The following is a 24,034-nucleotide window of genomic DNA, read 5'->3' as shown; positions in this document are numbered from 1 at the left end:
AAGTTATTCACTTTTCGACCAAACCTCACGATTCACATAATCGACATAACTGGTCACGATTCGAACAACTTTTTTTGAGACACACCCGCCCTCATAATCCGAAACAACCGCAAATGCACGTGTTTTTTGTTCGTGTTGGGAGGTAACAATACGCACCGCATTTAGAACGCTTGAGGATTTAAGCCCACACATAATTAAAGTTGCCTCATCCATTCCTTCAGGTCGTTCATGTGTATTACGTATCGTAACTGCCGGTAAATTTAACAGAGAAGCTTCTTCCGTTATCGTGCCACTATCCGATAACACACAATAAGCTTCCATTTGTAATTTAACATAATCTAGAAAACCAAAAGGTTTTAAAAAACGAATTCGCGAATCTAATTGAGTCGCATTGAGGGCTTCCAAACGCTTTCTTGTTCTTGGATGCGTTGAAACAACGATAGGCATGTCATATTCTTTAGCTAACGCACATAAGGTTTCCAGTAAGTCATTGAGATTCGCTGGAATATCCACATTCTCTTCACGATGATTGCTCACCAAGAAATATTGTTGTGGATTTAAATCAAGTTGCGCTAAAACATTTGATGATAAAATTTTAGGCATAAAATGATTCAGTACTTCTTGCATGTGTGATCCGGTTTTAATCACTCGTTCTGCAGGGATCCCTTCCTGGATTAAATAGCGACGAGCATGCTCTGATAATACAAGATTAATATCACTCAAATGATCGAGCACTTTACGATTAAGTTCTTCAGGAACACGTTGATCAAAGCATCGATTACCAGCCTCCATATGAAATACCGGTATTTTGCGTCGCTTAGCAGCGATCACTGACAAACAAGAGTTTGTATCACCGTAAAGGAGAAGAGCATCAGGTTGTTCCTTTTCCAAAACCTCATCTGCTTTTTCAATAATCCGAGCAATTGCACGTGCAGCCGTATCTCCTACTGCATCAAGAAAGTAGTCTGGTTTACGAATTTCTAAATCATCAAAAAAAATCTGATTGAGTTCATAATCAAAATTCTGGCCAGTATGAACAAGGATATGTTGGGTATGCTTATCAAACTCAGCAATGACACGAGACATTTTGATCAATTCAGGTCGTGTTCCAACTATAGTCATTACTTTGAGCATTTAAGAATATCCAAAATTTAAAACGGTAAGGAGCACAATTTATCATAAAATAAATTGCAATAACAGAATTCCTCAACGTCCGCTCAATTCAACTAATGAGAAAAAGATCAACTCATCACCATAACTAAACGTCTATGCGCACAATAATGAAACATACTAATTGAACCTGCAACAGCAAACAGTATAGGAATGAAAAAGCTAAAATTAATCCCGGTAAATTCGATAGTCAGCACAATTGCTGTAATTGGCATCTTTTGTGCCGCAGCAAGAAATGCTGCACCGCCGATTACCGCAAAAGCAGAGATAGATATTCCAGGCCATATATAGCTCCAAAGAATACCCAGAATAACGGCCATTAAAGCGCCATTTGCAAGAGAAGGTGTCAGTAACCCACCTGAAGCACCCGCCTGTATACTGGTACAAACAATTAAAATTCTAAGTATAAATAGCGCCATGGCTACCCATAGCCCTAACATATTTCCATCGAATCCTAACTGCGCGGCGGAGCGACCATTTCCCAATATTTCTGGAAAATAGATCGACAGAAGACCAATGAGAAAAAAATTTAATACACAAAATATTATGATTTTCCAATCACGCGGAGCTCTACTTTGAGCTCTGTTGGTCATTTCTTTAAACCAATAGGCGGTAAAACCAAAAAGAGGTCCTGATATTATTGCCCAAAAAACCACCGACGTATCAAGCACCAAAAAAGGAGTATGATATAAGGGCTGATTCCCCAGACCAATCCATGAGATGACGACAGCTATAGCAGCGGTAGTAATTGCAGGAATCACTGCAAACAGACGAAAAGAACCGAGTAAAACCTCTAAAGTAAACATGGCCCCGCCAAAGGGGACATTATAGACCGCTGCAAGTCCCGCTCCAGCAGCACAAGCGACAAGTATTCGGCTCTCCTTGGGATGCAATTTCATCTTATTAGTGAGCCAGCATGCAAATGTTGCAGCAAACTCTCGAGGAGCGACTTCGCGCCCTAAAGGTGAGCCTAAGGCTACAGTTATGATTTGGAGCAGCACATGGGCAACAGTGGTTTTTATAGGCATATAAGGTCTAGGTGATTTAATCGCATTCGCAATACTTACTAAAGGCCTTCCATATCGAAAAACAGCCCACCAACCAAACCCCGCAATCAAACCACAAAGCAGCAGAATGAGAACTCTCATCGATGGAGTTGCCATACTAGCAACAAACAGAAAGCTTTGATTGCCAAGAATTGGGAATACAGTATCCTCATAGGCCAAGTGCTGCAAAAAATGCAACAATATAGCCAAAAACATCCCACCAAAACCGGAGAAAACACCAATAACTAGTGTGGCAAAAAAAAGAAGAGGCCATCGAGATGCTCTATATTGGGTCATGAACTCCTCCTTTTAATTCATAACAAGATCTGAGCGTTTAATTTTCCTGCAACTTGCAATTGATGAGCAACAATACGAGCAAGGTAGTCAAACTCAATATTTACTTCTTGACCTGGTTTTAAAGAACTTAAGGTAGTGTTTAATAGTGTATGTGGAATAAGCATTAATTGGATACGTTGATCAACAACCAAATTAATCGTTAAACTCACCCCTTCTACAGTAATACTCCCTTTAGGGATTAAATACAACATTGCATTAGAGTCAAATCCACTAAGCTCTACTTCAACAAAATCGTTCATCTGTCTCAGAGAATGGATTTGCGCTATTGTATCTACATGCCCACTCACATAATGACCACCAAAACGTGTAGATGCCAGCATCGCTCGTTCTAAATTCACTGCATCATCTGATCTTAATCGACCTAAAGTAGTTCGGCTCAAAGTTTCAGGAGAAACATCAAAGCATAAATTTAAACCATCAGAAGGCAGTAAGGTTAAACAAACGCCATTAACCGCAATACTTTCTCCTACTTGTAATTGCTCAAAAGCAGATGAGATAATCAACCGATTAGCGCCGTCTTGATTCCGATTACTAATCACAATACCTTTTTTTTCAATTATTCCAGTAAACATGGATTTTTCTCACTCCTGGCTCAAATGAGTTCGCCTCTCTTGCATGGTTTCTACACTATTAATGACCGTTTGCCGACAAATCTCTTGCATTACCGGAATTTCTTGAAGCGGTACACCTTCATGAATTGAATAAGCGATAAGAAAACTATCTTGCCATACTTTTTCATTTCTTTTTCTTTAGCCTTCATCCATAAAGCAACCCATAAAAAATGAAACTGCCATTTAGCACGATGTAATTCCATCTCTTCGCTAAATACTGCATTCATGGCTTCTTTCATACGGCAAACTCTAATCCCATCCACAAAACTGCTGTTGTGATTGACTATTTTATCAATTAGAGGGTTTTCCAAATACCAGGATTCAGTAAATGATTTGCTTTTAAGCCACGACTTTGAGCGCTGCAATGACTCCTTAATTGTTTCTTGAGTAAAAGGAGTAATTTGAATGCCTAATTGGTCAAATAAATGTTCTAGATCCAATTTTTGCGGCCGTAAGCGAATACCAAGTAATTCTTGAATTTCTAAAAAATGGACACTGGGTATTTCACCATGCGCTATGGTTACTGTAAGAAAATGTTCTATAATCAGGGTAAAATAAGATAAATCAACTTCGCGCAAGGTCACATTCTCATCAAAAGCTTGTTTGTAATAATCTTTCACATCTTTTGATGAAATAGCAGGTGTTATCCATGCATCTTTAAGACCTAGCTCATATTTGAGCAATAGCCCACAAAGTCTATTTTTTCTACCTTTACCCACATGAAGAAAAATACCTTGGGAACCACTGCCGTCTACTTCTGTTGCTCTGATTGTCGCATGAGCTGTTTCAGGCTCAGGAGCAAAAACCACTCCTTTTTTGCGTTGTATTTTTATCCACGCATCAAAGAGAGAGTGGTAGTTTTCAGGATACCAATATTTAATGGTCTGTAACCGTGTGAGGGAAATAGAGGTTAACGTGACTAGCTCCATCACTTGCCCCATGGTCGCAAGAGCTATTTCACGTACGTCTGCCTTGGGATGCAACAATATAAGTAAAGCAATATCGCCACCTTCTTCGATGTTGTATAAATCAACGATAAGATCAGCAAAAAAATCAGCAGGCATGGCATAGCTTTGGGCAAAGAAATTTTCAGCGATATCAAATACAGAAAGATCTGACAATTCATGAATTAAATCACGAATTGCATCTAAATGAGATAAAGGTTCGTCTTCATTAATTAGTTCGTCCTCATCGCTTGCCAGATCATAATAAGCACCCTTTAAATCATCGGTTAGCTCAACATGAGACTCATAAAAAGAGTTTAATATAGGCAACCAAAAACTTAATGTATGTTTTTGAGAATTGATGAGTTCTGCTAAATGATTCATTAATTGTGTTAAGGTCTTAGCACTGATTTTATTTGATTCTGCCGCACCTTGTAATTGCGCAACACAAATATCCAAAGCAAAAATACATGCCGAATAAACTGAAAGTCCTTCATCCAATTTTTCTTCTAAATTATTAATAATATCGATAAGCTTAAAGGCAAGTTCTGGTTGCTGGAAAAATAAAATATATAATTGAGGATCAGGCTCAGAGTTTTGCTCAATCAAAGTTGCCATTTCAGTTAATAAACGGTACAGCTCTGGAGAATTACTGGTCATGTTTGCTTAGGCACCTGTCTTGCTTTACCCTCTTCATCTAAAGCTACAAAAACAAAAACACCTTCAGTAACTTGATATGCCTCTCTTTGAGTCGCCGGATTAGCCCATACTTCGACACAAATCGTCATCGAGGTATTACCTTGCTTTATCAAATTCACATAACAACTTACAAGATCACCAACATGAACTGGTTTTAAAAAGCTCATAGAATGGATGGCTACTGTTGCCACACGCCCTAAAGCTAATTTTTTTGCTAAGATTCCAGCCGCCAAATCCATCTGCGAGACTATCCATCCACCAAATATATCACCATTAGCATTCGTATTTGCTGGCATTGCCAAAGTTTGGATAGCGAGGTCTCCCTTTGGAGTATTGGTCATTATTTTCCACCGTATTTATGTATCGATAAAATTAAAATTAATCTGTTTGCCATTCAATTTATCTTTATCTCTACGTCTCACGAATTGTTCCTGAGGAAGCATCCGAAAAAGCCTAGCGACGAGTTTATTGCCACTCATTCAGGACTTGTTCGTGTGCTCCCAACATCATCGGACGCCACGAACAGCCTGTGAATTTATCCCGTAGCTTTTGGCCATATTACTTTAGCTACATGATCAGTTATTGATTTCGCTTTAATTTAGCTAATGCATCTGCCATTGCTGTATTAAATACCGTTTTTTTAACGGGCTCAACTTTTTTACTCATTTCCGGTTTTTTCTTATGTTCCGGTTTTTTAGCCTGATGCGCTTTTTTTGTTTCTGAAGGTTTAACTGTTTTTCTAATTGGAGTACTTGAAGGTTCATCTTCTAATTTCATACTCAAGCCAATACGTTTCCTTTCTTTATCTATCTCTACTACCTTAACGGTTACAATATCACCAGCTTTTACCACAGTACGTGGATCTGAAATAAATTTATGTGTCATTGCCGAAATATGAACCAAGCCGTCTTGATGAACACCAATATCAATAAAAGCACCAAAGTTAGTCACGTTACTGACTACACCCTCAAGGATCATGCCTTCTTCTAAATGCTCAATATCTTCAATCCCTTCTTTAAATTGGGCCGTCTTAAACTCAGGTCTAGGATCACGTCCTGGCTTTTCCAACTCACTCAATACATCTTTAATGGTCGGTAAACCGAATTGTTCATCAACAAACTGCTCTGCATTCACGCTACGTAATTGTTCTTTATTACCAATCAAATTTTTTATATCTACTTTTTTATTAGCAATAATTTTTTCAACCAATGGATAGGCCTCTGGGTGAACACACGATGCATCCAAGGGATTATCACCATTCATAATGCGTAAAAATCCAGCTGATTGTTGAAAGGCCTTATCACCCATACGACCCACATTTTTTAATTCCATCCTGTTTTTGAATGCTCCATGCTCATCACGATAGAGCACTATATTTTTAGCTAGTGTTTCATTAAGACCAGAAATGTGGGATAACAAAGCTGCTGAAGCCGTATTCACATCTACTCCGACTGCATTGACACAATCTTCAACCACACCATCAAGGGTTCGAGCCAAGCGAGTTTGATTTACGTCATGTTGGTATTGACCCACACCGATTGATTTAGCCTCGATTTTTACCAATTCTGCAAGTGGATCTTGTAACCGTCTCGCAATAGAGACTGCGCCTCTTAATGTTACATCCAGATCAGGAAACTCTTGCGAAGCAATTTCCGAAGCAGAATATACAGATGCTCCTGCCTCACTCACGATTACTTTATTGAGCTTCAAATCGGGATACATTTTGATGAGCTCAGAAACTAATCGCTCCGTTTCGCGAGAACCTGTTCCATTACCAATGCTAATGAGATTCACATGATATTTTGCAGCAAGTTTCGCTAAGTCGGTAATTGCTGCATGCCATTCGTGTTGTGGTGCAAATGGAAAAACAACGGTGTAATCCAGTAACTTACCTGTTTCATCAACAACAACTACTTTAACACCTGTTCTAATTCCAGGATCCAGTCCTATGGTAATTTTAGGACCAGCGGGAGCTGCAAGTAATAAGTCACGCAAATTCCTAGAAAAAACTTTAATCGCCTCTTCGTCCGCGATTTCCCGTAAACGAGTAAGTAATTCAAGTTCAAGCTTAGTAAATAATTTGACCTTCCATGTGAGACGCACGGTTTCTAACAACCAGCCATCTGCTTTTCTTTGGTGGTCAGCAATATGAAAATGAGCTGCAACTTTTTGTTCACCATAAGAAAGATCCTGCTCAGGTAATACCAAACTCACCTGTAAAACACTTTCACGGCGTCCGCGAAATAATGCTAAAGCACGGTGTGATGGAATTTTTTTAATCGCCTCAGCATAATCAAAATAATCTGAAAATTTGTTTATTGTTTCTTTTTTCTTAGCGCTGCCTACCGATTTGACAATACCGTGTTGCCATAAATATTCGCGTAATTCATTAATCAAATCCGCATCTTCAGCAAAATGCTCCATTAATATATGGCGCGCGCCCTCTAATGCTGCCTTGGCATCCTCAACCCCAGCATCAGGATTAACAAAATGTGCAGCTTGCTCTTCAGGATCCAGCTCTGGGCTTTTCCAAAGCTTTTGAGCCAATGGATCTAGCCCTGCCTCCACAGCAATCTGTGCTTTAGTACGACGTTTAGGCCTGAACGGTAAATATAAATCTTCAAGCCGCGTTTTAGTATCTGCTGCTAAAATGCTCTTTTCTAGTTCAGGAGTTAATTTTTCTTGTTCACGAATTGATTGTAAAACCACAGCACGACGCTCATCTAATTCACGCAAATAAAGCACGCGTTCATCAATAAAGCGTAATTGTATGTCATCAAGTCCTTCAGTAGCTTCCTTGCGATAACGAGCAATAAAAGGAACTGTTGCTCCCTCATTCAGCAGACGAATGGCTGCCTCTACCTGCGCTGGCTTAACTTTAATTTCTTGCGCAATAATTGCAGCTAATCCCGACATCTCTTGAGTCATTTACATCCCCGTAACACATAAATAGATAACAATTAATTATCTCACCCCTAAATTTTTATCATGTAGCAGGTGAAGATACGTCATAATCTGTTTCAACCAACCTACATAACTACATTTCTCCTCCTTTAAGATAAAAGAAAGAAAACAAATTAAGGATGACTTATAAAAAACGCCACATTATCACTCAACAGTTACTGATTTGGCAAGATTACGTGGTTGATCCACATCTGTGCCTTTAACAACCGCAACATGATAAGCCAATAACTGCAAAGGAATCGTATAAATTATAGGAGCAACCCAAGAACCACAAGAGGGAATCTTAATTAAGTGTGCTCCATTTGTCCGCCAGCTTTGGCTGTCATCTACAAAAACAAATAATTGGCCACCTCGCGCACTTACTTCATGCAAATTAGATTTTAATTTATCGAGCAGTTCATCATTAGGCGCAACAGCAACAACCGGCATATTTTCATCAACTAAAGCCAGTGGTCCATGTTTCAACTCACCGGAAGGATAAGCTTCGGCGTGAATATAAGAAATTTCTTTAAGTTTTAATGCACCTTCTAAAGCAACTGGATATTCGACGCCACGCCCCAGAAACAGGGCATGTGCTTTATTCACAAATAAAGAAGCTAAGCCTTCGATTTCTGCATTCATCTTTAATACCCGTTCACAACAGGAGGGTAACTCTTGTAATTGTTTGAGAACTTCGTTAGCTCGATTATCATGGCAAAGAGCTGCAGCTAACATTAAAAGTGCAGCTAATTGAGTGGTAAAGGCCTTGGTAGACGCCACACCAATCTCAACGCCAGCTCTTGTTAGAAAAACACAATCAGCCTCCCTTACTAAAGTGCTCGTAGCCACATTACAAATAGCCAAACTGGCTAAATACGGCAAACTCTTTGCTTTCTGTAAGGCAGCAAGCGTATCCGCCGTTTCGCCAGATTGAGAAATAGTGATAAACAATGAGTCTTTGGGAACTACCACATCGCGATAACGATATTCACTAGCAATCTCAACTTGTGTGGGCAACCCCGCTAGCGACTCCAACCAATATTTAGCAACCATCCCCGCATGATAACTCGTACCACAAGCCACAATGTGAATTTGTTTGATTAACGGAAATACATGAGATGCCCGCTCACCAAAACTGGCTCGAAGCACTTCAAACGTGCTCACCCGCCCCTCTATAGTATCAGCCAGAACTTTAGATTGCTCAAAAATCTCTTTGAGCATGAAATGTCGATAAGGACCTTTAGTTACAATTTCGGCATTACTCGTTAAAAGATGAGAGGGACGCTCAACAATTTCATTTGAGGAATTATAAATGACAACATTTTTGGAAGTAATAAACGCACTATCACCTTCCTCTAAATAACACACTGATTGAGCAAAAGCTTTTAATGCCAGGCTATCTGAAGCGACGAAATTTTCACCGATACCCATACCAACAACCAAAGGGCTTCCTTTGCGGACTGCAACCAGCTCCATAGGTCTTTGTTGATGGATGACTCCTAAGGCAAAAGCACCATGCATTTCTGCAGCAGCAGCCTGCACGGCAGCAAGTAAATTTTCACTTTGAAGATAATAATAATGAATCAAATGAGCAGCAACTTCCGTATCTGTTTCCGAAGTAAACAGATATCCTCTGGTGGTTAATTCATGACGTAACTTTTCATGATTTTCAATAATCCCATTATGGACCAAGGCAATTTGATCATGAGATAAATGAGGATGTGCATTTTGTTCTGAAGGCTTACCATGTGTAGCCCATCGTGTATGAGCAATTCCAGTATTCCCCATCACTTCAGTTTCTTGCATGGCATCGGCTAAATTTTGTACTTTACCCTGAATTCGTACGCGCTTTAAATGTCCATGATTATCAATTACCGCAATACCTGCCGAATCATAACCCCTATATTCTAAGCGTCGCAATCCTTCGAGTAAAATTTTACTAATATCTCTTTCTGATACAGCGCCGATTATTCCACACATAACCTACTCCTCGTTTCACTAAACCGTAGTTGAACGATACATGAATCATAAAAAACAGGAATTATGCCATAAACATGAATAAATCACTAACACGCATACCCAAAGAATTAGAAAGGATTTAAATCGCATTTATCCTCTCAAGAATAACCTGGATCTTCCCCACATCTCCAGTCTCACACCACCCTACGATGTTCCGCGGCATGTCTACGGGGCAGAGGTAGGATGCTAAAACACTGAACCCCGTGGACAGGCCACAGGGTGCAAATTCGAGATGTAATCCTGAAACTGCAAGAATAACCTTAGTTCCAGTTATCCTCCCCAAGACAGACTGCCTTTATGTTAACAGCAGTTGTCTTCAGGGCTGTAAGGCGAGTAAATCACAAAAATATAGCTCACTTTAACTACTCAATAGGATTTTTACAGGTGACTGAATATCCATGATCTTTCATCGCATTACATACTTCAAAAGCCATTAATCCGTGAGCTCGAGTACTTGGATGAATTTCATCCCAGAATAAATAACTCTCCGGAGTATCACAAACATGGTAGTTCTTATCTCCAGCAGCGAAACTTTCGTCTCTATATTGGAGAACTTGCGCATAACGAAGCACATAGTTATGGGCAAACGGCGAGGTACGAAATGCATCATACATAGGCAGTTTCACATCAATACATGCATCCTGAGTATTAGTAAAGCCATAGTTTTCTGGATTTTTTAAAGCCCTTTCCATGTACTCTTGCATATTGATATAGAGAAAATCTGCATTAGGGTAGATTTTCGCCCACTCTTGCATACGGTTTTGAAGACGTTCATTGTGCATATCGATTGCATTATTCAAAACATCTCTGTCCGTTGTTTGTACTACCCGGGGAGTATCTCCCAAATGAGGTAACCCCATAACAACAAAGCGACGCGCTCCGGCTTTCATTAATTTCATTACTGCAGAACCAGTACTTGAAAGTACATTATCGACATAGGTGCTCATGACTTCAGTATTGTAATTATCTTCAAAAAATAAAACGTTAATGTAGTCGTTGCTGCCTGAGAATACAAAAAATACTGTTTCCTCACTTAAAGCAGGATGTTCTAACAAATAAGCCTGAACAGTTAAACCAAGGCTTGGGGGAACAAGCTTACCCACAATAAGATTTTTGATTGTTCCTAGTGGATGGCGAATTAAATTCCATACGGTTAATTGGTAATCATAGGTAGCCGACCAACTTCCACCAAACGCACGGTTCAAATAAACCTCTTCATCATCTGAAGCAATAGAAATCATTTTCGCTAAATATTCATTCCATACTTGCCCATTAGAGAATCTTGAATTCCAATAAGGTTTTCCTGGCAATACTGGGACCATCTTGACTTTACTGACTAAATTCGCAATATATGGTGCTAACTGGTTATCAAAAAACTCAGTAACAATGGCAATACCTGAATCTAGCACCATTTGAGGAACATAATATTCTTCGGCGAACTCAACCATTTTATTCAATACAAATGTTTTAAATGGTGCCACTAAAAATGCAGGGTCTTCTTCCTGGCGTAAACTTTTAAGTAAGTGCGTGGTATTACCTGTATCAGACAAGCTATCACCAAAAACAACCATAGACTTTACAGGGGTAGCGGCAAAACTGACTAACGGGATAAAAATACAAAGGGCTAAAAACCAACGTAACTTCCTAATGTAATGTGCCATAATATCTCCTTATAAGCCCGGCGGGTATGAAAAACACGAATACCTGTGTTGGTATATAACAGTATGATCGCTGATTGGCTTTTGTCAACGCATTTAATTAATTTTTGCTTCATAATTTAAACCCAAGTTGTGTGCATTTAAATCATGCCTATTGATTAAATTCTGTGTAAATGGTAATTTTTGCTGAATATTTTTGTTTCTATTGTTAGGTAGTACATGAAAGAAATAGTCATCGCTGCATTTTATAAATTTGTTCCTTTAGAAAATTATGAAACTTTGCGCGAACCTTTATTAGCCAAAATGCTAGAAATGGGTATCAAAGGCACAATTATATTGGCATCCGAAGGAATTAACGGTAGTTTTGCAGGCACACGAGAGCAAATGGATCTTTTTTATCAATTCATCCATCAGGATGAACGTCTAGCCGATTTAAAATTCAAAGAAACGTTTGATAACGACAATCCTTTTGAAAAATCTAAAGTCAAACTTCGCAAAGAAATTGTGACTATGGGCATAAAAAATGTGGACCCATTAAAGACTGTAGGGACTTATCTAACCCCTCAGGAATGGAACCAATTAATTTCAGATCCTGACGTAGTGTTAATCGATACCCGTAATGATTATGAATTTGAATTAGGAACATTCAAAAACGCAATTAATCCCAATACCGAAAATTTTCGCGATTTTCCAGAATACGTACAACAATGTTTGCTTGACAAAAAAGATAAAAAGATAGCCATGTTTTGTACTGGTGGCATCCGTTGTGAAAAATCAACCGCTTATTTAAAAGAGCTTGGTTTTGAAAATGTTTTTCATTTACATGATGGTATTCTTAATTATATCGAACAAATGCCCAAAGAAAAATCGCTCTGGCAAGGCCAATGCTTTGTATTTGATAACCGAGTGGCAGTTGATCAAGAGTTAAATAGGGTCTATCCTCAACTACCATTAGATTACAAGCATGATCGCGAGCGTGCTAAAGAATAAATTTTATGACCAACAAAAAACAATCCGATTCAACTATTGTTTTCAATCGAAAAGCTAGTTTTGATTATTTTATTGAAGAACAATACGAAGCTGGTCTTGTCCTTGAAGGCTGGGAAGTGAAAAGCTTACGTGCCGGAAAAATTAATTTATCCGACTCACACGTTATTATAAAAAATAGCGAAGCTTTTTTATTAGGTGCACAAATTCAACCACTAATTACAGCCTCGACACATACCATTCCAGATCCAATCCGTACTCGAAAGCTTTTATTAAATAAAAAAGAATTGAATCAACTCATTGGAAGTGTCGAGCGCCAAGGATATACCATAATACCACTCTCCTTATACTGGAAAAAAAATAAAATAAAAATAAAAATTGCTCTGGCCAAAGGTAAAAAGGAGCATGACAAACGGGATACAATTAAAGATCGTGAATGGCAAAGAGATCGCTCACGCATCATGAAAAAAACAGGGAGAGACTGATGAATACAGGAGAATCCGTACCTAATTTTACCTTTACTGCAACAAGCGGGCTGTCAGGCCAACTTAATGATTATCTGGGACAATATGTAGTTCTTTATTTTTATCCTAAGGATGCAACTCCAGGATGCACCACTGAAGGTCAAAACTTCAGAGATGCCTATCCCCAATTCCAAGCATTAAACACACAAATATTTGGAATTTCTCGCGACAGTTTAAAATCACATGAAAATTTTAAAGTCAAACAATGCTTTCCCTTTGAGCTCATTAGTGACCAGGACGAACACTTATGCCAATTATTTGATGTCATAAAAATGAAATCCATGTATGGCAAACAAGTGCGTGGTATTGAACGCAGTACTTTTATCATTGATCCTCAAGGCAAACTGCTGAAAGAATGGCGAAAAGTTAAGGTCAATGGTCATGTGGATGAAGTGTTAGATACTTTAAAATAATGACAAAAGCCCCATCATAAAAGGTGAATTTATGGATAAAAGCAATACCATTCCAAAACTGTTTGTACTCGATACGAATATTCTAATGCATGATCCTACGGCCATCTATCATTTCGAAGAGCATGATATCTACTTGCCAATGGTTGTATTAGAAGAATTAGACAATCATAAAATGGGTACATCGGAAGTAGCACGCAACGTACGACAAACCAATCGTATGTTGGTGGAACTGATGAGCAATTCCTCCCATGAACAAATCGTCTCTGGTTTACCAATCCCCAATTATTCGGATAAAAAAAGATGTAGCGGCAAACTGTATTTTCAAACCGACGAATTTAACCAGGTAGTTCCATCTACATTACCTGGGCATAAGGTAGACAATACCATTCTTGCCACTGCCCTAGGATTACAAAAAAAACATGCAGGAACAAAGCAAGTTATTATCGTGTCAAAGGACATTAACTTGCGCATCAAAGCAGGAATACTAGGGATTCTTGCAGAAGATTACTACAGTGACCAAGTACTCGATGATGTCAATCTTTTGCATCGAGGCTTACATATACTCGACAATGAGTTCTGGGAAACTCATGCTAAAGATATGGGTTCTTGGCAAGAAAGTGGCAAAACTTTTTACAAAGTAACTGGCCCATTAATTGAACAATGGAATCCAAATGATTGTCTCAGTACCGAAGATGACCAATTTCAAGCCATCGTAAAAAAACTAGAAAATGATCATGCGGTCATTCAACTGATTCGTGACTACACCAAACATTCTGTGTGGGGAATTCATGCAAAAAATCGCGAACAAAATTTTTCCTTAAATCTACTTTTAGATCCGGAGATTGATTTTGTCAGCTTGCAAGGCCCTGCAGGTACAGGAAAAACGCTGCTGACAATCGCTGCGGGATTAACCCAAGTTTTGGATCAAAACCGTTACTCTGAAATTTTAATGACGCGTGTCACTATTCCTGTAGGTGAAGATATTGGTTTTCTTCCAGGCACGGAAGAAGAAAAAATGACTCCATGGATGGGCGCATTGATGGATAATTTAGAAGTACTCCATAGCTCACAAGTGGGAGGTAGTTTTGGACGGGGTGCCACCCAGGATTTATTACAAAATAAAATTAAAATCCGCTCTTTAAACTTTATGCGCGGTCGTACTTTTTTAAATCGTTACATTATTATTGATGAAGCACAAAATTTAACCCCCAAGCAAATTAAAACTTTGGTTACACGCGCCGGGCCTGGCACAAAAATTATTTGTCTTGGAGACATCAAACAAATAGACACTCCTTATCTAAGCGAAACAACTTCCGGTTTAACTTTCGCAGTCGATCGTTTTAAACATTGGGAACATAGTGCCCATATGAGCTTAACCCGGGGAGAACGTTCAAGACTTGCATTTTATGCCGCGGAACATTTATAACCCATAACCTTAAACAGAAAACTTATCTTTATTTGTCTTGATCGAATCACTTTTGATTCGATCACGTTTTTTGTGCGCATAAATGCACAGTGAAGAATCATATTTTACGAAGAATAAACAAAAATAGACCTGTTGCGAAATGTGCGTTATAGTATGCACTTTAAGGATTTACCATGACAGACCATGCCATCACCTTTGATGACGTTCTCCTTGTTCCTTCATACAATCATCATGAGTCAAGAAGGGTAGTAGAAACCACGAGTAAGGATCGCTTAGGCAAGCTAACCCTGGAACTACCTGTAATCAGCTCTAATATGGATACGATTACTGAAAGTGCCATGGCAAATTTCATGACCTCTAAAGGAGCTATGGGCGCTTTACACCGCTTTATGACTGTTGAAGATAATATCGCCGAATTTAAAAAGTGTAGCGGCATCGTTTTTGTCTCTGTTGGCTGCTCTACAGCTGAACTGGAACGAGCCGAAGCATTACGCGATGCAGGTGCTGACTATTTTTGTGTCGACGTTGCCCATGCTCACGCCAAATATGTGGGAAAAACACTAAAAAGCTTACGTAAAATACTCGCTGATCGTTGTCTGATGGCAGGAAATGTTGCCACCTACGCAGGCGCCGATTATCTTGCCTCCTGTGGTGCTGACATCATCAAAGCCGGAATTGGTGGTGGTTCTGTATGCAGCACCCGCATCAAAACAGGTTTTGGAGTCCCAATGTTAACCTGTATCCAAGATTGCTCACGTGCGGATCGCTCTATTGTTGCGGATGGGGGAATTAAAACATCTGGAGATATAGTAAAAGCGTTAGCTTTTGGTGCTGATTTTGTGATGATCGGCGGTATGTTAGCTGGAACGTCTCCAACTCCTGGTGAGGTCATTCAAAAAAAGGATGGCACTAAAGTAAAACGTTACCGAGGTATGGCTTCTAAAGAAGCACAAGAGAATTTCTTAGGTGAAATGCACGAATGGAAAACCGCCGAAGGCGTAGCAACAGAAGTTCCTTTCAAAGACAATCCCGATGCAATTATTGCCGATATTGTCGGAGGATTACGATCAGGTTTAACTTATGCAGGTTCGGATACCATCAGTGAGCTACAACGTAAATTAAATTACGTCATTGTCACGCAAGCTGGCCGCATTGAAAGTTTGCCTCACAAGTTATTAGGTTAAAAGACACAAAACAGACCCTGCTTATTACAAACAATAACAGGGTCTGTTTCGAAATAGGGTAAAGTAAATCGAATATCGTATAATTATAACCTTCCATCATTTGTTTTAATATTAATTAACTACTGCTTCCGCTACCCATTCCCATACTTTTACCTCCCTGTTCCATTTCTTTATCTTTATCTAAATCAGGTCCTTCTTTTGTAGACTCTCTCTTACTGGACATATCTTGCAACTCAATTTCTTGAACTTTCTGTGATGCAGATGATTTTGTGGGAGATACATCACTACTTTTAGGGGAATCCATGCCAATATTTTTACCTTGCTCCTCAGTACTTCCATCCTTTTTCGCAACATTACTTACTTTTTCGGTAGCTGATTGTACTAAACCAACCGCACTACTATTTATTTGGTCACCGATATCACCCACCTTATTTTTAATAGTTGAGAGTGTATCGGCGATAGGCTTTAGGCTTTCAGAGTTTTTCAATTCATCCCATTTCTCATTTGCGCCCTCTATAGCAGCCTCTTTTAATCTGTCTTTTGCCTCACCCAACTCCTTCTTTAAGTCACCTAAAGCCTGGCCTAATTCTGTTTTTGCGAATTTATCGCCCAGTTTCTTCATTCCACTTTTTAAGGCATCATTAACATCATCATTTATAGATTGGACCATCTGCGACAGTTCATCGATAAGTTTCATCCTTGGGTCTTGGCTGCCTGAATCGATCCCTTTTTTCTCCTTTTTGTCAGATGAAGGGGTTGCCTCTTCCCCGCCTTTCTTCGCTTTGTCTTTATTCGCATCAGGCTTAGGTCCATCTGTAGATGGCACGGTGATTTCATCAGGCTTTGGCGGAGCAACCGTATCTGTTTTTGCTGTTTGATCTGTTTTAGGCGTTGTATCTGTCTTTGGTGGCTCTTGGCTTATTGATTTGTCTTGGTTTTCATTCATATATTGAACCTCAGTAAACTACCCCTATTATTTTTAAAGATAGCACATCATCAGAGGTAATGCTCTAGAAACAGTGCTAGCATACGCTTTATTGTATACTATAATCTTATCAAGGATTATTTTTGATAAATTATATATGAAATCAATTTACTCTAAATTTTCAAAATAAATACAAAAAAAATGGACTACTCATGATTTATAATGATTTTCGTTTTATGTGCCGGGGAAAACAACTTCTTACTTTGAAAAAAGAGGATTTTTCACTTCTTAAACCCATTAACCAACGAGGCACAAAAAAAGATCGCGCCTTACTACTTCTTCATGGATTTACATCATCCCCTGCTGTTTATCGTTACCTCATTCCTCAATTAAAAAATTATGATGCCATAGTATGTCCGGCACTACCCGGGCATGCTGAAAGTATTGCTGCTTTCGCCAAAGCAAAAAGAAATGATTGGGTAGTTCATGCCAATCAAGAATGTGACCTATTATTTAAAGAATATCACAAAGTAGATGTATTAGGTGTCTCCCTTGGCGCATTGTTGGCGTGCAAGCTGAGCCTAACTTATTCATTTAATCACATGTTTCTTTTAGCCCCTGCCTTAAAATTGCAGATGAATATTGATCGCAATATCAAATTAATTACGCTACTTAAGAATCTGGGATTTTGTGAGCTACGTGGCATGGCGGGTAATCTTGTCAGTGACAATCACACCGAAATATCCTATCGCAGAGTCCCTCTTTCCGCACTCCTTGAACTGTTTGCTTTAATCCAAGAGCATCAATGGGTGCCTCCTAAGTGCCCCACAGATCTTTTTCTGGGAACTCATGATGTTGTTGTCGCATCCACCGAAGTAGAAAAAATGTTTTCTCATCTACCTAAAGCAAACATACATTGGTTAAAAAACTCAGCCCATGTATTACCCTTAGATAATGATTTAGATCAAATTGTCCACTGTGTTAATCAATGCGTGTAGCCAGTTGCTATGATTTATTTAAATTAAAATCGGGGGCGCTTAATACTTTTCTTCATTGTCACCTTCCGCCAGAGCGGAAGGTCTAAAAAACAACAATTTTTACTAGAAACTTCTCTTTTGCTGCATCACCCTTAATAGACCTCCTGCTTGCGCAGAAGATGAAAGGTTGACAAGCAACACCTTAAAAGCAAGCCTCATCTTTCCTTAAGTCGATACCTATTCGCTTGCGTGAGGAGGATATCAATATCTCCAAAATTCCCAAAATCCCTTAATTTACATTCAAAGAAATTGAACCGGAGCATAAATAGGGACTATATACAGCACTATTACAACCAAGATCGCCCCCACCCTTTATAGAAGCAGAATAGGTTACATCAGTAGCAGGACTCGGGACATTTATAGGAACAGTCACTGTTAAATAATTATTAGGCGACACACTCGTAATCGTTGCCCCAGTAATAGTGCAAGAACTTCCTATGGAAGACCCAGAACTATTACATCCCTGAAGGGCAGGTGTTCCAACACCCGCAGCAGGTCCACCCAACGATAAAGGCCCTGCTAATGTAATCCCGGCAGGTAAGCCATTATCGAATAATTGTATCGTACCAGAGCTCGACGAACCTCCTGTATTTCTAATGGTAAAGGTGTAATATTGGTTTGAACCACCAGCGATTAATGGATTAGGTGTGGCCTCTAGCGATACATCCAAGCTAGTGTCTGTTGGAATTGAAATTGCGAAATTGCGAATTTCATGAATGTTGTAATGAGTTCCAGTACTTGCAGCGAAACCAAAATACAGCATCTCTGGAGGGGTTCCAGCACCTGGAACTACATTTACCCCTGCCAGATAAGGAGTTCCGTTGAGAAACACACTGATTACTCCCGCACTTGTAAAGGTAATGCGGTAGTCCAAAGCAGTTACATTAGTGCGTAGAGATTCTCGTTGCCACATGGAGATCGTTGGATTGTTTCCAAGAATATAGGGGTTAGAGGAGTTGGGATCGCTTGTCGTTGCTCCGCGGATGCCAATGTTATTGGGATTATTTGGCGTTCCTGATGAACAAACTGGTTCCTTAGAAAAATTACCATACTCATCTAAACCAATACCCACATAACCATGGGAAATCCGACCATAACCAAGACCTGCACCCACACAGCCAAGGGCACTGGGAGGAGAACCAGCATCAGCATTGATGATCATAAAACTTATCCCATCAGCACCAGAAGCAATATCATCAGAGTAGGAGAATACCTGGAACTCCAAACTTAAGCCTTGCGAGGTGGGGACGGGAGTTGATTCAATAATGCCACTACCCTGAAATGTAGGATCAGTGGTCGTCAAACGCAATACACCATTTCCATCCTGATCTGGGGTAAGGCCATCGGGTGTTCCTGCTCCCTCTGTATTAGCCTGACAAGCAGGAATAGAGCCCGTATTATCACCCGCAGTGAGACATGCTTGGTCATTTGATGAGGCTAAGGTAATCCAGGGCAAGGTAGCTGAGGCACCCGTAAACGAGTCCCTGGCAAATAAAGCATTACACACCACCTCAACATCAGTAACCTGAGGAAATGTTCCTGTTGCATTAGTGACACTACATTGCTGCCCTGTAGGTTGAATTAGTACAGTAACATTATACGAAGTACCAGAAAGATATTTTTCAGGGAACGTAAAGGAACCATTGGCATCAAGAAGTAAATTGTCGCCTCCATTATTTTGTAGGGTGACACTATATCCTGAACCTATAGTAAGATTAGAAACACTTCCACTTAAGGTAAATCCAGCCTCCACGTTTAAATTGGTACTGTCGGATAGCGCATTTAATGTCGCCGTGATGATTGTTGTACCCGTAGTCGTATATGAAGTAGCAAGACCTTTCTGCCCTGGCTGATTAGAAACACTCGCCACTACATCGTTTGACGAACTCCACGTCACGGCACTGGTCAGATCGTATTGCTTGCTATCAGAATAAGTTCCTGTGGCGATAAATTGCTGGGTTGCTCCCGCTACTATTCTTGGATTTACCGGTGTAATCGCAAGCGATACTAAGGTAGCATTAGTCACAATTAAATTTGCAGTGCCCGATACATTATTCGCTGTCGCCGTAATTGTCGCTGTACCTGGATCGATACCTGTAGCCAGACCTGTTGTCGTGCTGATTGCGGCAATATTGGGGTCAGAAGTAGACCAAGTCAAGCCATCAGAACTCGTAAGCGGTTGGGTACTAAGATCAGAATACACTCCTGTTGCGCTAAACTGCTGGGTTGTACCATCAGCAATAACAGCAGTGGTTGGGTTGACTGTGATCGATGTTAAAACTGCATTGGTTACCGTTAAGCTCGCTGTACTTGATAGCCCATTTAATGTGGCGGTGATATGCGCCGCAGTAGTAGTAGCAGACAACCCTGTAGCTAAACCCTTGCTTCCTGCAGTATTGGAAATATTGACCGTACCGCTATCAGAACTCCAAACCACCGAGCTTGTAATATCGGATGAAGTACCATCAGTAAAGGTTCCCGAAGCGATAAATTGTTGCGTTGTACCTTTGGCGATGCTTGCCGTAGATGGTGTCACCGTAATCGATTTTAAAGTTGCTGAGGACACGGATAAGACCGCAGTACCCAATGTGGTGCCCGATCCATTAGTGTATGTTGCAGTAATGGTTGCCGGAGTAGTAGTAACAGTCAATCCTGTAGCTAAACCCTCGTTAGAAATCGATACGGCAGAGCTATTGGAAGACCAAGTCAAACCATCAGAACTCGTCAGCGGTCGTGTACTACCATCTGAATAAACACCTGTTGCGGTATAAAGCTGGGTTAATCCCGTAGCAATTACAGCATTCGCTGGAGCAACTTCGATGGATGCTAATGTTGCATTACTTACAGTTAAAGGCGTGAAGCCAGATATAGTACCTAATGTGGCAGTGATTGTAGTCGAACCGGCACTCTTTGCAGTCGCTAAACCACCATGGCTTGAAATGCTGGCAACAGCATTATTACCTGACGTCCAAGACACGGCACTGGTAAGATCGAGTTCACTGCCGTTACTATAAACTCCAGTCGCTTTATATTGTTGTGTCGTACCGTTCGCTATCTGTTGGTTTGCAGGAGCCACGCCAATAGACACTAATGTAGCAGGAGTCACCGATAAAGTCGTAGAACCCACAATACCGCTTAGATCAGCTCGAATCGTCGCTGAGCCACCAGCAATAGCAGAAGCGACCCCGGAAGTATTAATTGTTGCAACAGATGGATTAGACGAGTCCCAGTTCACTAGATCTGTAAGATTTGCGGTCCTACCATTGGAATATACCCCGGTCGCTGTAAATTGCTGCGTAGTACCTTGAACAATCGATTTATTTGCCGGAGTAACAACAATTGAGGTCAAAACTGCATCAATAACCTCTAAATTCGCGCTATTCGATACAACAGCCCCTAAAGTTGCAGTAATACCAGTCGAGCCCACAGTCAAACCCGTGGCCAATCCTTTGACTTGTGCGTCAAACGAGGCAATGGTAGGATTCGCTGCCCCCCAGGTGACTGAACTTGTAATATCGTAGGTAGTCCCATTAGTAAACGTTCCTACGGCTGTAAACTGCTGGGTCGTGCTCGTAATGATAGTTGTGCTAGTCGGTGTTACCGCAATCGATCGCAAAGTTGCTGTGCTCACGGTTAAATTTGCAGTACCTGATACAGTACTCGATACATCAGTATATGTTGCAGTGATGGTTGCCGGAGTGGAAGAAGCGGACACGCCTGTAGCCAAGCCCCTGGTTTCTGGATCATCAGAAATCGTTGCGACTGAAGGAGCTGACGAAGACCAGCTTACAGCGCTTGTCAGAGGTTTTGTACTGCCATCAGAATAAACTCCCGTTGCAGTAAATTGCTGGGTAAAACCCTGAGGAATTGCGGCGTTTGCTGGATCCACATTAATCGACACTAAAGTCGCATTCGTCACCGTCGCATTCACATTAGGGCTTGATACCGTACCTAATGTTGCCTTAACGGTTGTCGTACCCACTGTTTCTCCTGTGGCAAGTCCATTGATTACTGGATTAGAAAACGATAAAACATCATTGTTTCCAGAAGACCATTCTACAGAGCTGGTAATGTCGTAGGTAGTACCATTAGAAAAGGTTCCAGTAGCTATAAACTGCTGGGTGGTAGCCAGTGGAAGCGTGGCATTTGTTGGGGTCACAGCAATCGACTGTAACGTTGCTGCGGTTACCGTTAAAGTTGCAGTGCCCGATAAAGTACCATAAGTTGCTGTGATTGTCGCTACGCCAGGTCCCGTACCTGTAGCCTGCCCTGCATTCGGCCCTGTAGCAGTGATTAGAGCAACAGCAGCATTCGAAGTAGACCAGATCAGTGTATCTGAGTATGTCAAGTCCTGGATGCTGTTATCGGAATAAATTCCTGTCGCAGTGTATTGCAGGCTCACACCATTAGCAATGGTTTGATTTGCTGGACTAACGCTGATGGAGGTTAAAGTCGCATTCGTTACTGTGAATGGCGTATTACCAGATACCGCACCTAATGTAGCGGTGATCGTGGTTTGCCCCGCAGACTCTCCTGTAGCTACCCCCCTACTCCCGACATCATTAGAAATTGGCGCGAATGCAGGTTGTGATGAAGACCACAATACGGAGCTGGTAATATCGGAAGTACTGCCATCAGTAAAAGTTCCGGTGGCAATAAATTGCTGTGTCGTTCCCTTGGCAATGCTTGAGTTTGCAGGAGTTACCGCAATCGACGTTAATGTTGCCGCGGTCACAGTTAAACTCGTAGTGCCAAATACATTTCCTGATGTTGCTTTGATGAGCACTTTGCCTTGTGCAATACCAGTAGCTTCCCCAGTATTAGAGATCGTAGCAATGCTCGTATTCGACGAGGCCCAGTTTACAGAGTTTGTCAGATCCTGGGTGCTGTTATCCGAAAAAACCCCGGTTGCAATATATTGTAATTTTATACCCTGAGCAATGGTGCGGTTCATCGGTGTGACAAAGATCGACTGCAACACTGCATTAGTCACCGTGAGTGTCGTGGTGCCCGATATACCACCTAATGTTGCCGTGATGGTTGCCGAACCAGCAGATCTTCCTGCAGCCAAACCATTGGTTGCTAGCCGATTAGAAATGAGCGCCACTGTAGTGTTTGATGAAGACCAAACTACTGAACTGGTAATATTGTGGATACTGCCATCGGTAAAAATTCCCTCAGCAATAAATTGCTGAGTAGTTCCTTGCGCTATTTGTGGATTTGTCGGCTTCACAACAATCGATTTTAGTTTTGCTGTGGTCACTGTTAAATTCGTCGTACCAACAATAGCTCCAGATGTGGCGCTGATGGTTACCGTACCCTGAGAAATACCCTCAGCCAATCCTGTAGAACTGGAAATCGTCGCAATACTCGTATTAGACGAAGACCAAATCACCGAAGTCGTCAGATCTTTTGTGCTATTATCCGAATAAATACCTGTTGCATTAAATTGCTGAGTTATCCCTTGGGCAATTGCTGGGTTTACGGGTGTAACATCAATAGAAACCAGGCTTGGTTCGGCAGTAACTTTAATATTTAAAATATTTGCGGGGCTTGGCTGATAACATAGATTAGGATTAGGAGTTCCATTAGGGTTAGCTTGACAAAGGCCTGGCCCACCTGAAACGCCTGACGGTGGTAGTAGACTGCCGCTAATAGTTAGGGTAAGCGTGCATGAAGACGATGTCGATCCTTTAGGTCCTACAGTGCACGGTTGAGTTTGACTAACTCCTACCTGCGGCTGCATCACTAATGTGCGTTTTTTGTTTGTTTGATTGGTTACTGTGTATTTAACCGTCGCCGTACCAGTATTACTTATCGTCAAACTTGAGGGATAACCATCAACTGGCGCAAACGTCCACAAAGGTCCGCCAGCTTGTGCCATCGCCATGAATGAAAAAGCAAATAGCCCGATGAGTAATTGAATCAGAAAGTTTATTCGTTTCATATTTTTATTTTCCGCTGCCTAACAAGGCCGTTTAGATTGATTTGGATGGCTCATAATTCGTGCTGCAATCACCCTAGGGATTTGGGCTAATAGGAAAAAACTCCGTTTCATTAACGCTCCTTGCTATGTCTGCGGTTTTTCGGG

General features: G+C 40.7%; 15 protein-coding genes and 1 pseudogene. 6 read left to right on the top strand and 10 right to left on the bottom strand.

The genetic code is table 11. The features are described from left to right. Positions 1–3 precede the first annotated feature (3 nt). The 8 genes and pseudogenes from wecB to plaC all read right to left on the bottom strand — a co-directional run bounded on the left by wecB (position 4) and on the right by plaC (position 11,450). Complete coding sequence (gene wecB / locus EL220_RS00820) at positions 4–1,134, bottom strand: non-hydrolyzing UDP-N-acetylglucosamine 2-epimerase (protein WP_027272472.1); 1,131 nt, start codon at positions 1,132–1,134, stop codon at positions 4–6. Between the two features lie 107 nt (positions 1,135–1,241). Further along, positions 1,242–2,513 carry a chloride channel protein gene (locus EL220_RS00815; protein ID WP_027272471.1) on the bottom strand — a complete coding sequence of 424 codons (1,272 nt, stop codon included), beginning with the start codon at positions 2,511–2,513 and terminating at the stop codon, positions 1,242–1,244. 17 nt (positions 2,514–2,530) lie between these two features. Next, positions 2,531–3,145: a riboflavin synthase gene (ribE, locus tag EL220_RS00810; protein ID WP_027272470.1), complete on the bottom strand. Its 615-nt coding sequence runs from the start codon at positions 3,143–3,145 to the stop codon at positions 2,531–2,533. 9 nt (positions 3,146–3,154) lie between these two features. Beyond that, positions 3,155–4,788, bottom strand: a pseudogene (locus EL220_RS00805) (hypothetical protein). Further along, positions 4,785–5,168, bottom strand: coding sequence for an acyl-CoA thioester hydrolase YciA (gene yciA, locus EL220_RS00800; protein WP_027272468.1), 384 nt, complete (start codon positions 5,166–5,168; stop codon positions 4,785–4,787). Before yciA ends, EL220_RS00805 begins: the two are co-directional and overlap by 4 nt. A 238-nt stretch (positions 5,169–5,406) precedes the next feature. Beyond that, entirely contained in the window at positions 5,407–7,755 is a 2,349-nt protein-coding gene (locus EL220_RS00795; RefSeq protein ID WP_027272467.1) for a Tex family protein, read from the bottom strand. Positions 7,756–7,935: 180 nt separating this feature from the next. Continuing rightward, positions 7,936–9,750 carry a glutamine--fructose-6-phosphate transaminase (isomerizing) gene (gene glmS / locus EL220_RS00790; protein ID WP_027272466.1) on the bottom strand — a complete coding sequence of 605 codons (1,815 nt, stop codon included), beginning with the start codon at positions 9,748–9,750 and terminating at the stop codon, positions 7,936–7,938. 401 nt (positions 9,751–10,151) lie between these two features. Next, on the bottom strand, positions 10,152–11,450 hold the full coding sequence (gene plaC / locus EL220_RS00785; protein ID WP_027272465.1) for a lysophospholipase/glycerophospholipid:cholesterol acyltransferase PlaC: 1,299 nt from the start codon (positions 11,448–11,450) through the stop codon (positions 10,152–10,154). Between the two features lie 216 nt (positions 11,451–11,666). Between plaC and trhO the strand changes: the two genes are divergently transcribed. The 5 genes from trhO to EL220_RS00760 all read left to right on the top strand — a co-directional run bounded on the left by trhO (position 11,667) and on the right by EL220_RS00760 (position 15,981). Beyond that, positions 11,667–12,437, top strand: a complete 771-nt coding sequence (gene trhO, locus EL220_RS00780) for an oxygen-dependent tRNA uridine(34) hydroxylase TrhO (protein ID WP_027272464.1) — start codon at positions 11,667–11,669, stop codon at positions 12,435–12,437. A gap of 5 nt (positions 12,438–12,442) precedes the next feature. Beyond that, complete coding sequence (gene smpB / locus EL220_RS00775; RefSeq protein WP_027272463.1) at positions 12,443–12,919, top strand: SsrA-binding protein SmpB; 477 nt, start codon at positions 12,443–12,445, stop codon at positions 12,917–12,919. Further along, complete coding sequence (locus tag EL220_RS00770) at positions 12,919–13,371, top strand: peroxiredoxin (protein WP_027272462.1); 453 nt, start codon at positions 12,919–12,921, stop codon at positions 13,369–13,371. The genes smpB and EL220_RS00770 overlap by 1 nt, the downstream gene beginning before the upstream one ends. 31 nt (positions 13,372–13,402) lie before the next feature. After that, a complete protein-coding gene (locus EL220_RS00765; protein WP_027272461.1) occupies positions 13,403–14,797 on the top strand; it encodes a PhoH family protein in 1,395 nt (464 codons plus the stop codon). A 173-nt stretch (positions 14,798–14,970) separates the two neighbouring features. Beyond that, positions 14,971–15,981, top strand: coding sequence for a guanosine monophosphate reductase (locus EL220_RS00760; protein WP_027272460.1), 1,011 nt, complete (start codon positions 14,971–14,973; stop codon positions 15,979–15,981). Positions 15,982–16,096: 115 nt separating this feature from the next. On the opposite strand, the gene EL220_RS00755 is transcribed toward EL220_RS00760, so the two are convergent. Then, the gene (locus EL220_RS00755) at positions 16,097–16,927 is read right to left on the bottom strand and encodes a hypothetical protein (RefSeq protein WP_027272459.1); all 831 of its coding nucleotides are present in this window, start codon (positions 16,925–16,927) and stop codon (positions 16,097–16,099) included. Between the two features lie 191 nt (positions 16,928–17,118). On the opposite strand from EL220_RS00755, the gene EL220_RS00750 reads away from it, so the two are divergent. Continuing rightward, positions 17,119–17,904 carry an alpha/beta hydrolase gene (locus EL220_RS00750; protein ID WP_027272458.1) on the top strand — a complete coding sequence of 262 codons (786 nt, stop codon included), beginning with the start codon at positions 17,119–17,121 and terminating at the stop codon, positions 17,902–17,904. A gap of 268 nt (positions 17,905–18,172) precedes the next feature. Here the strand turns inward: EL220_RS00750 and EL220_RS00745 are convergent, their stop codons facing one another. Then, the gene (locus tag EL220_RS00745) at positions 18,173–23,890 is read right to left on the bottom strand and encodes a beta strand repeat-containing protein (protein WP_051544802.1); all 5,718 of its coding nucleotides are present in this window, start codon (positions 23,888–23,890) and stop codon (positions 18,173–18,175) included. Between the last annotated feature and the right edge of the window lie 144 nt (positions 23,891–24,034).

The sequence above is a fragment of the Legionella sainthelensi genome, assembly GCF_900637685.1.
GTDB classification, from domain to species: Bacteria; Pseudomonadota; Gammaproteobacteria; order Legionellales; family Legionellaceae; genus Legionella; species Legionella sainthelensi.
Note: the sequence above shows the minus strand (reverse complement) of the source record. Positions and strands in the feature narration are given on the sequence as shown.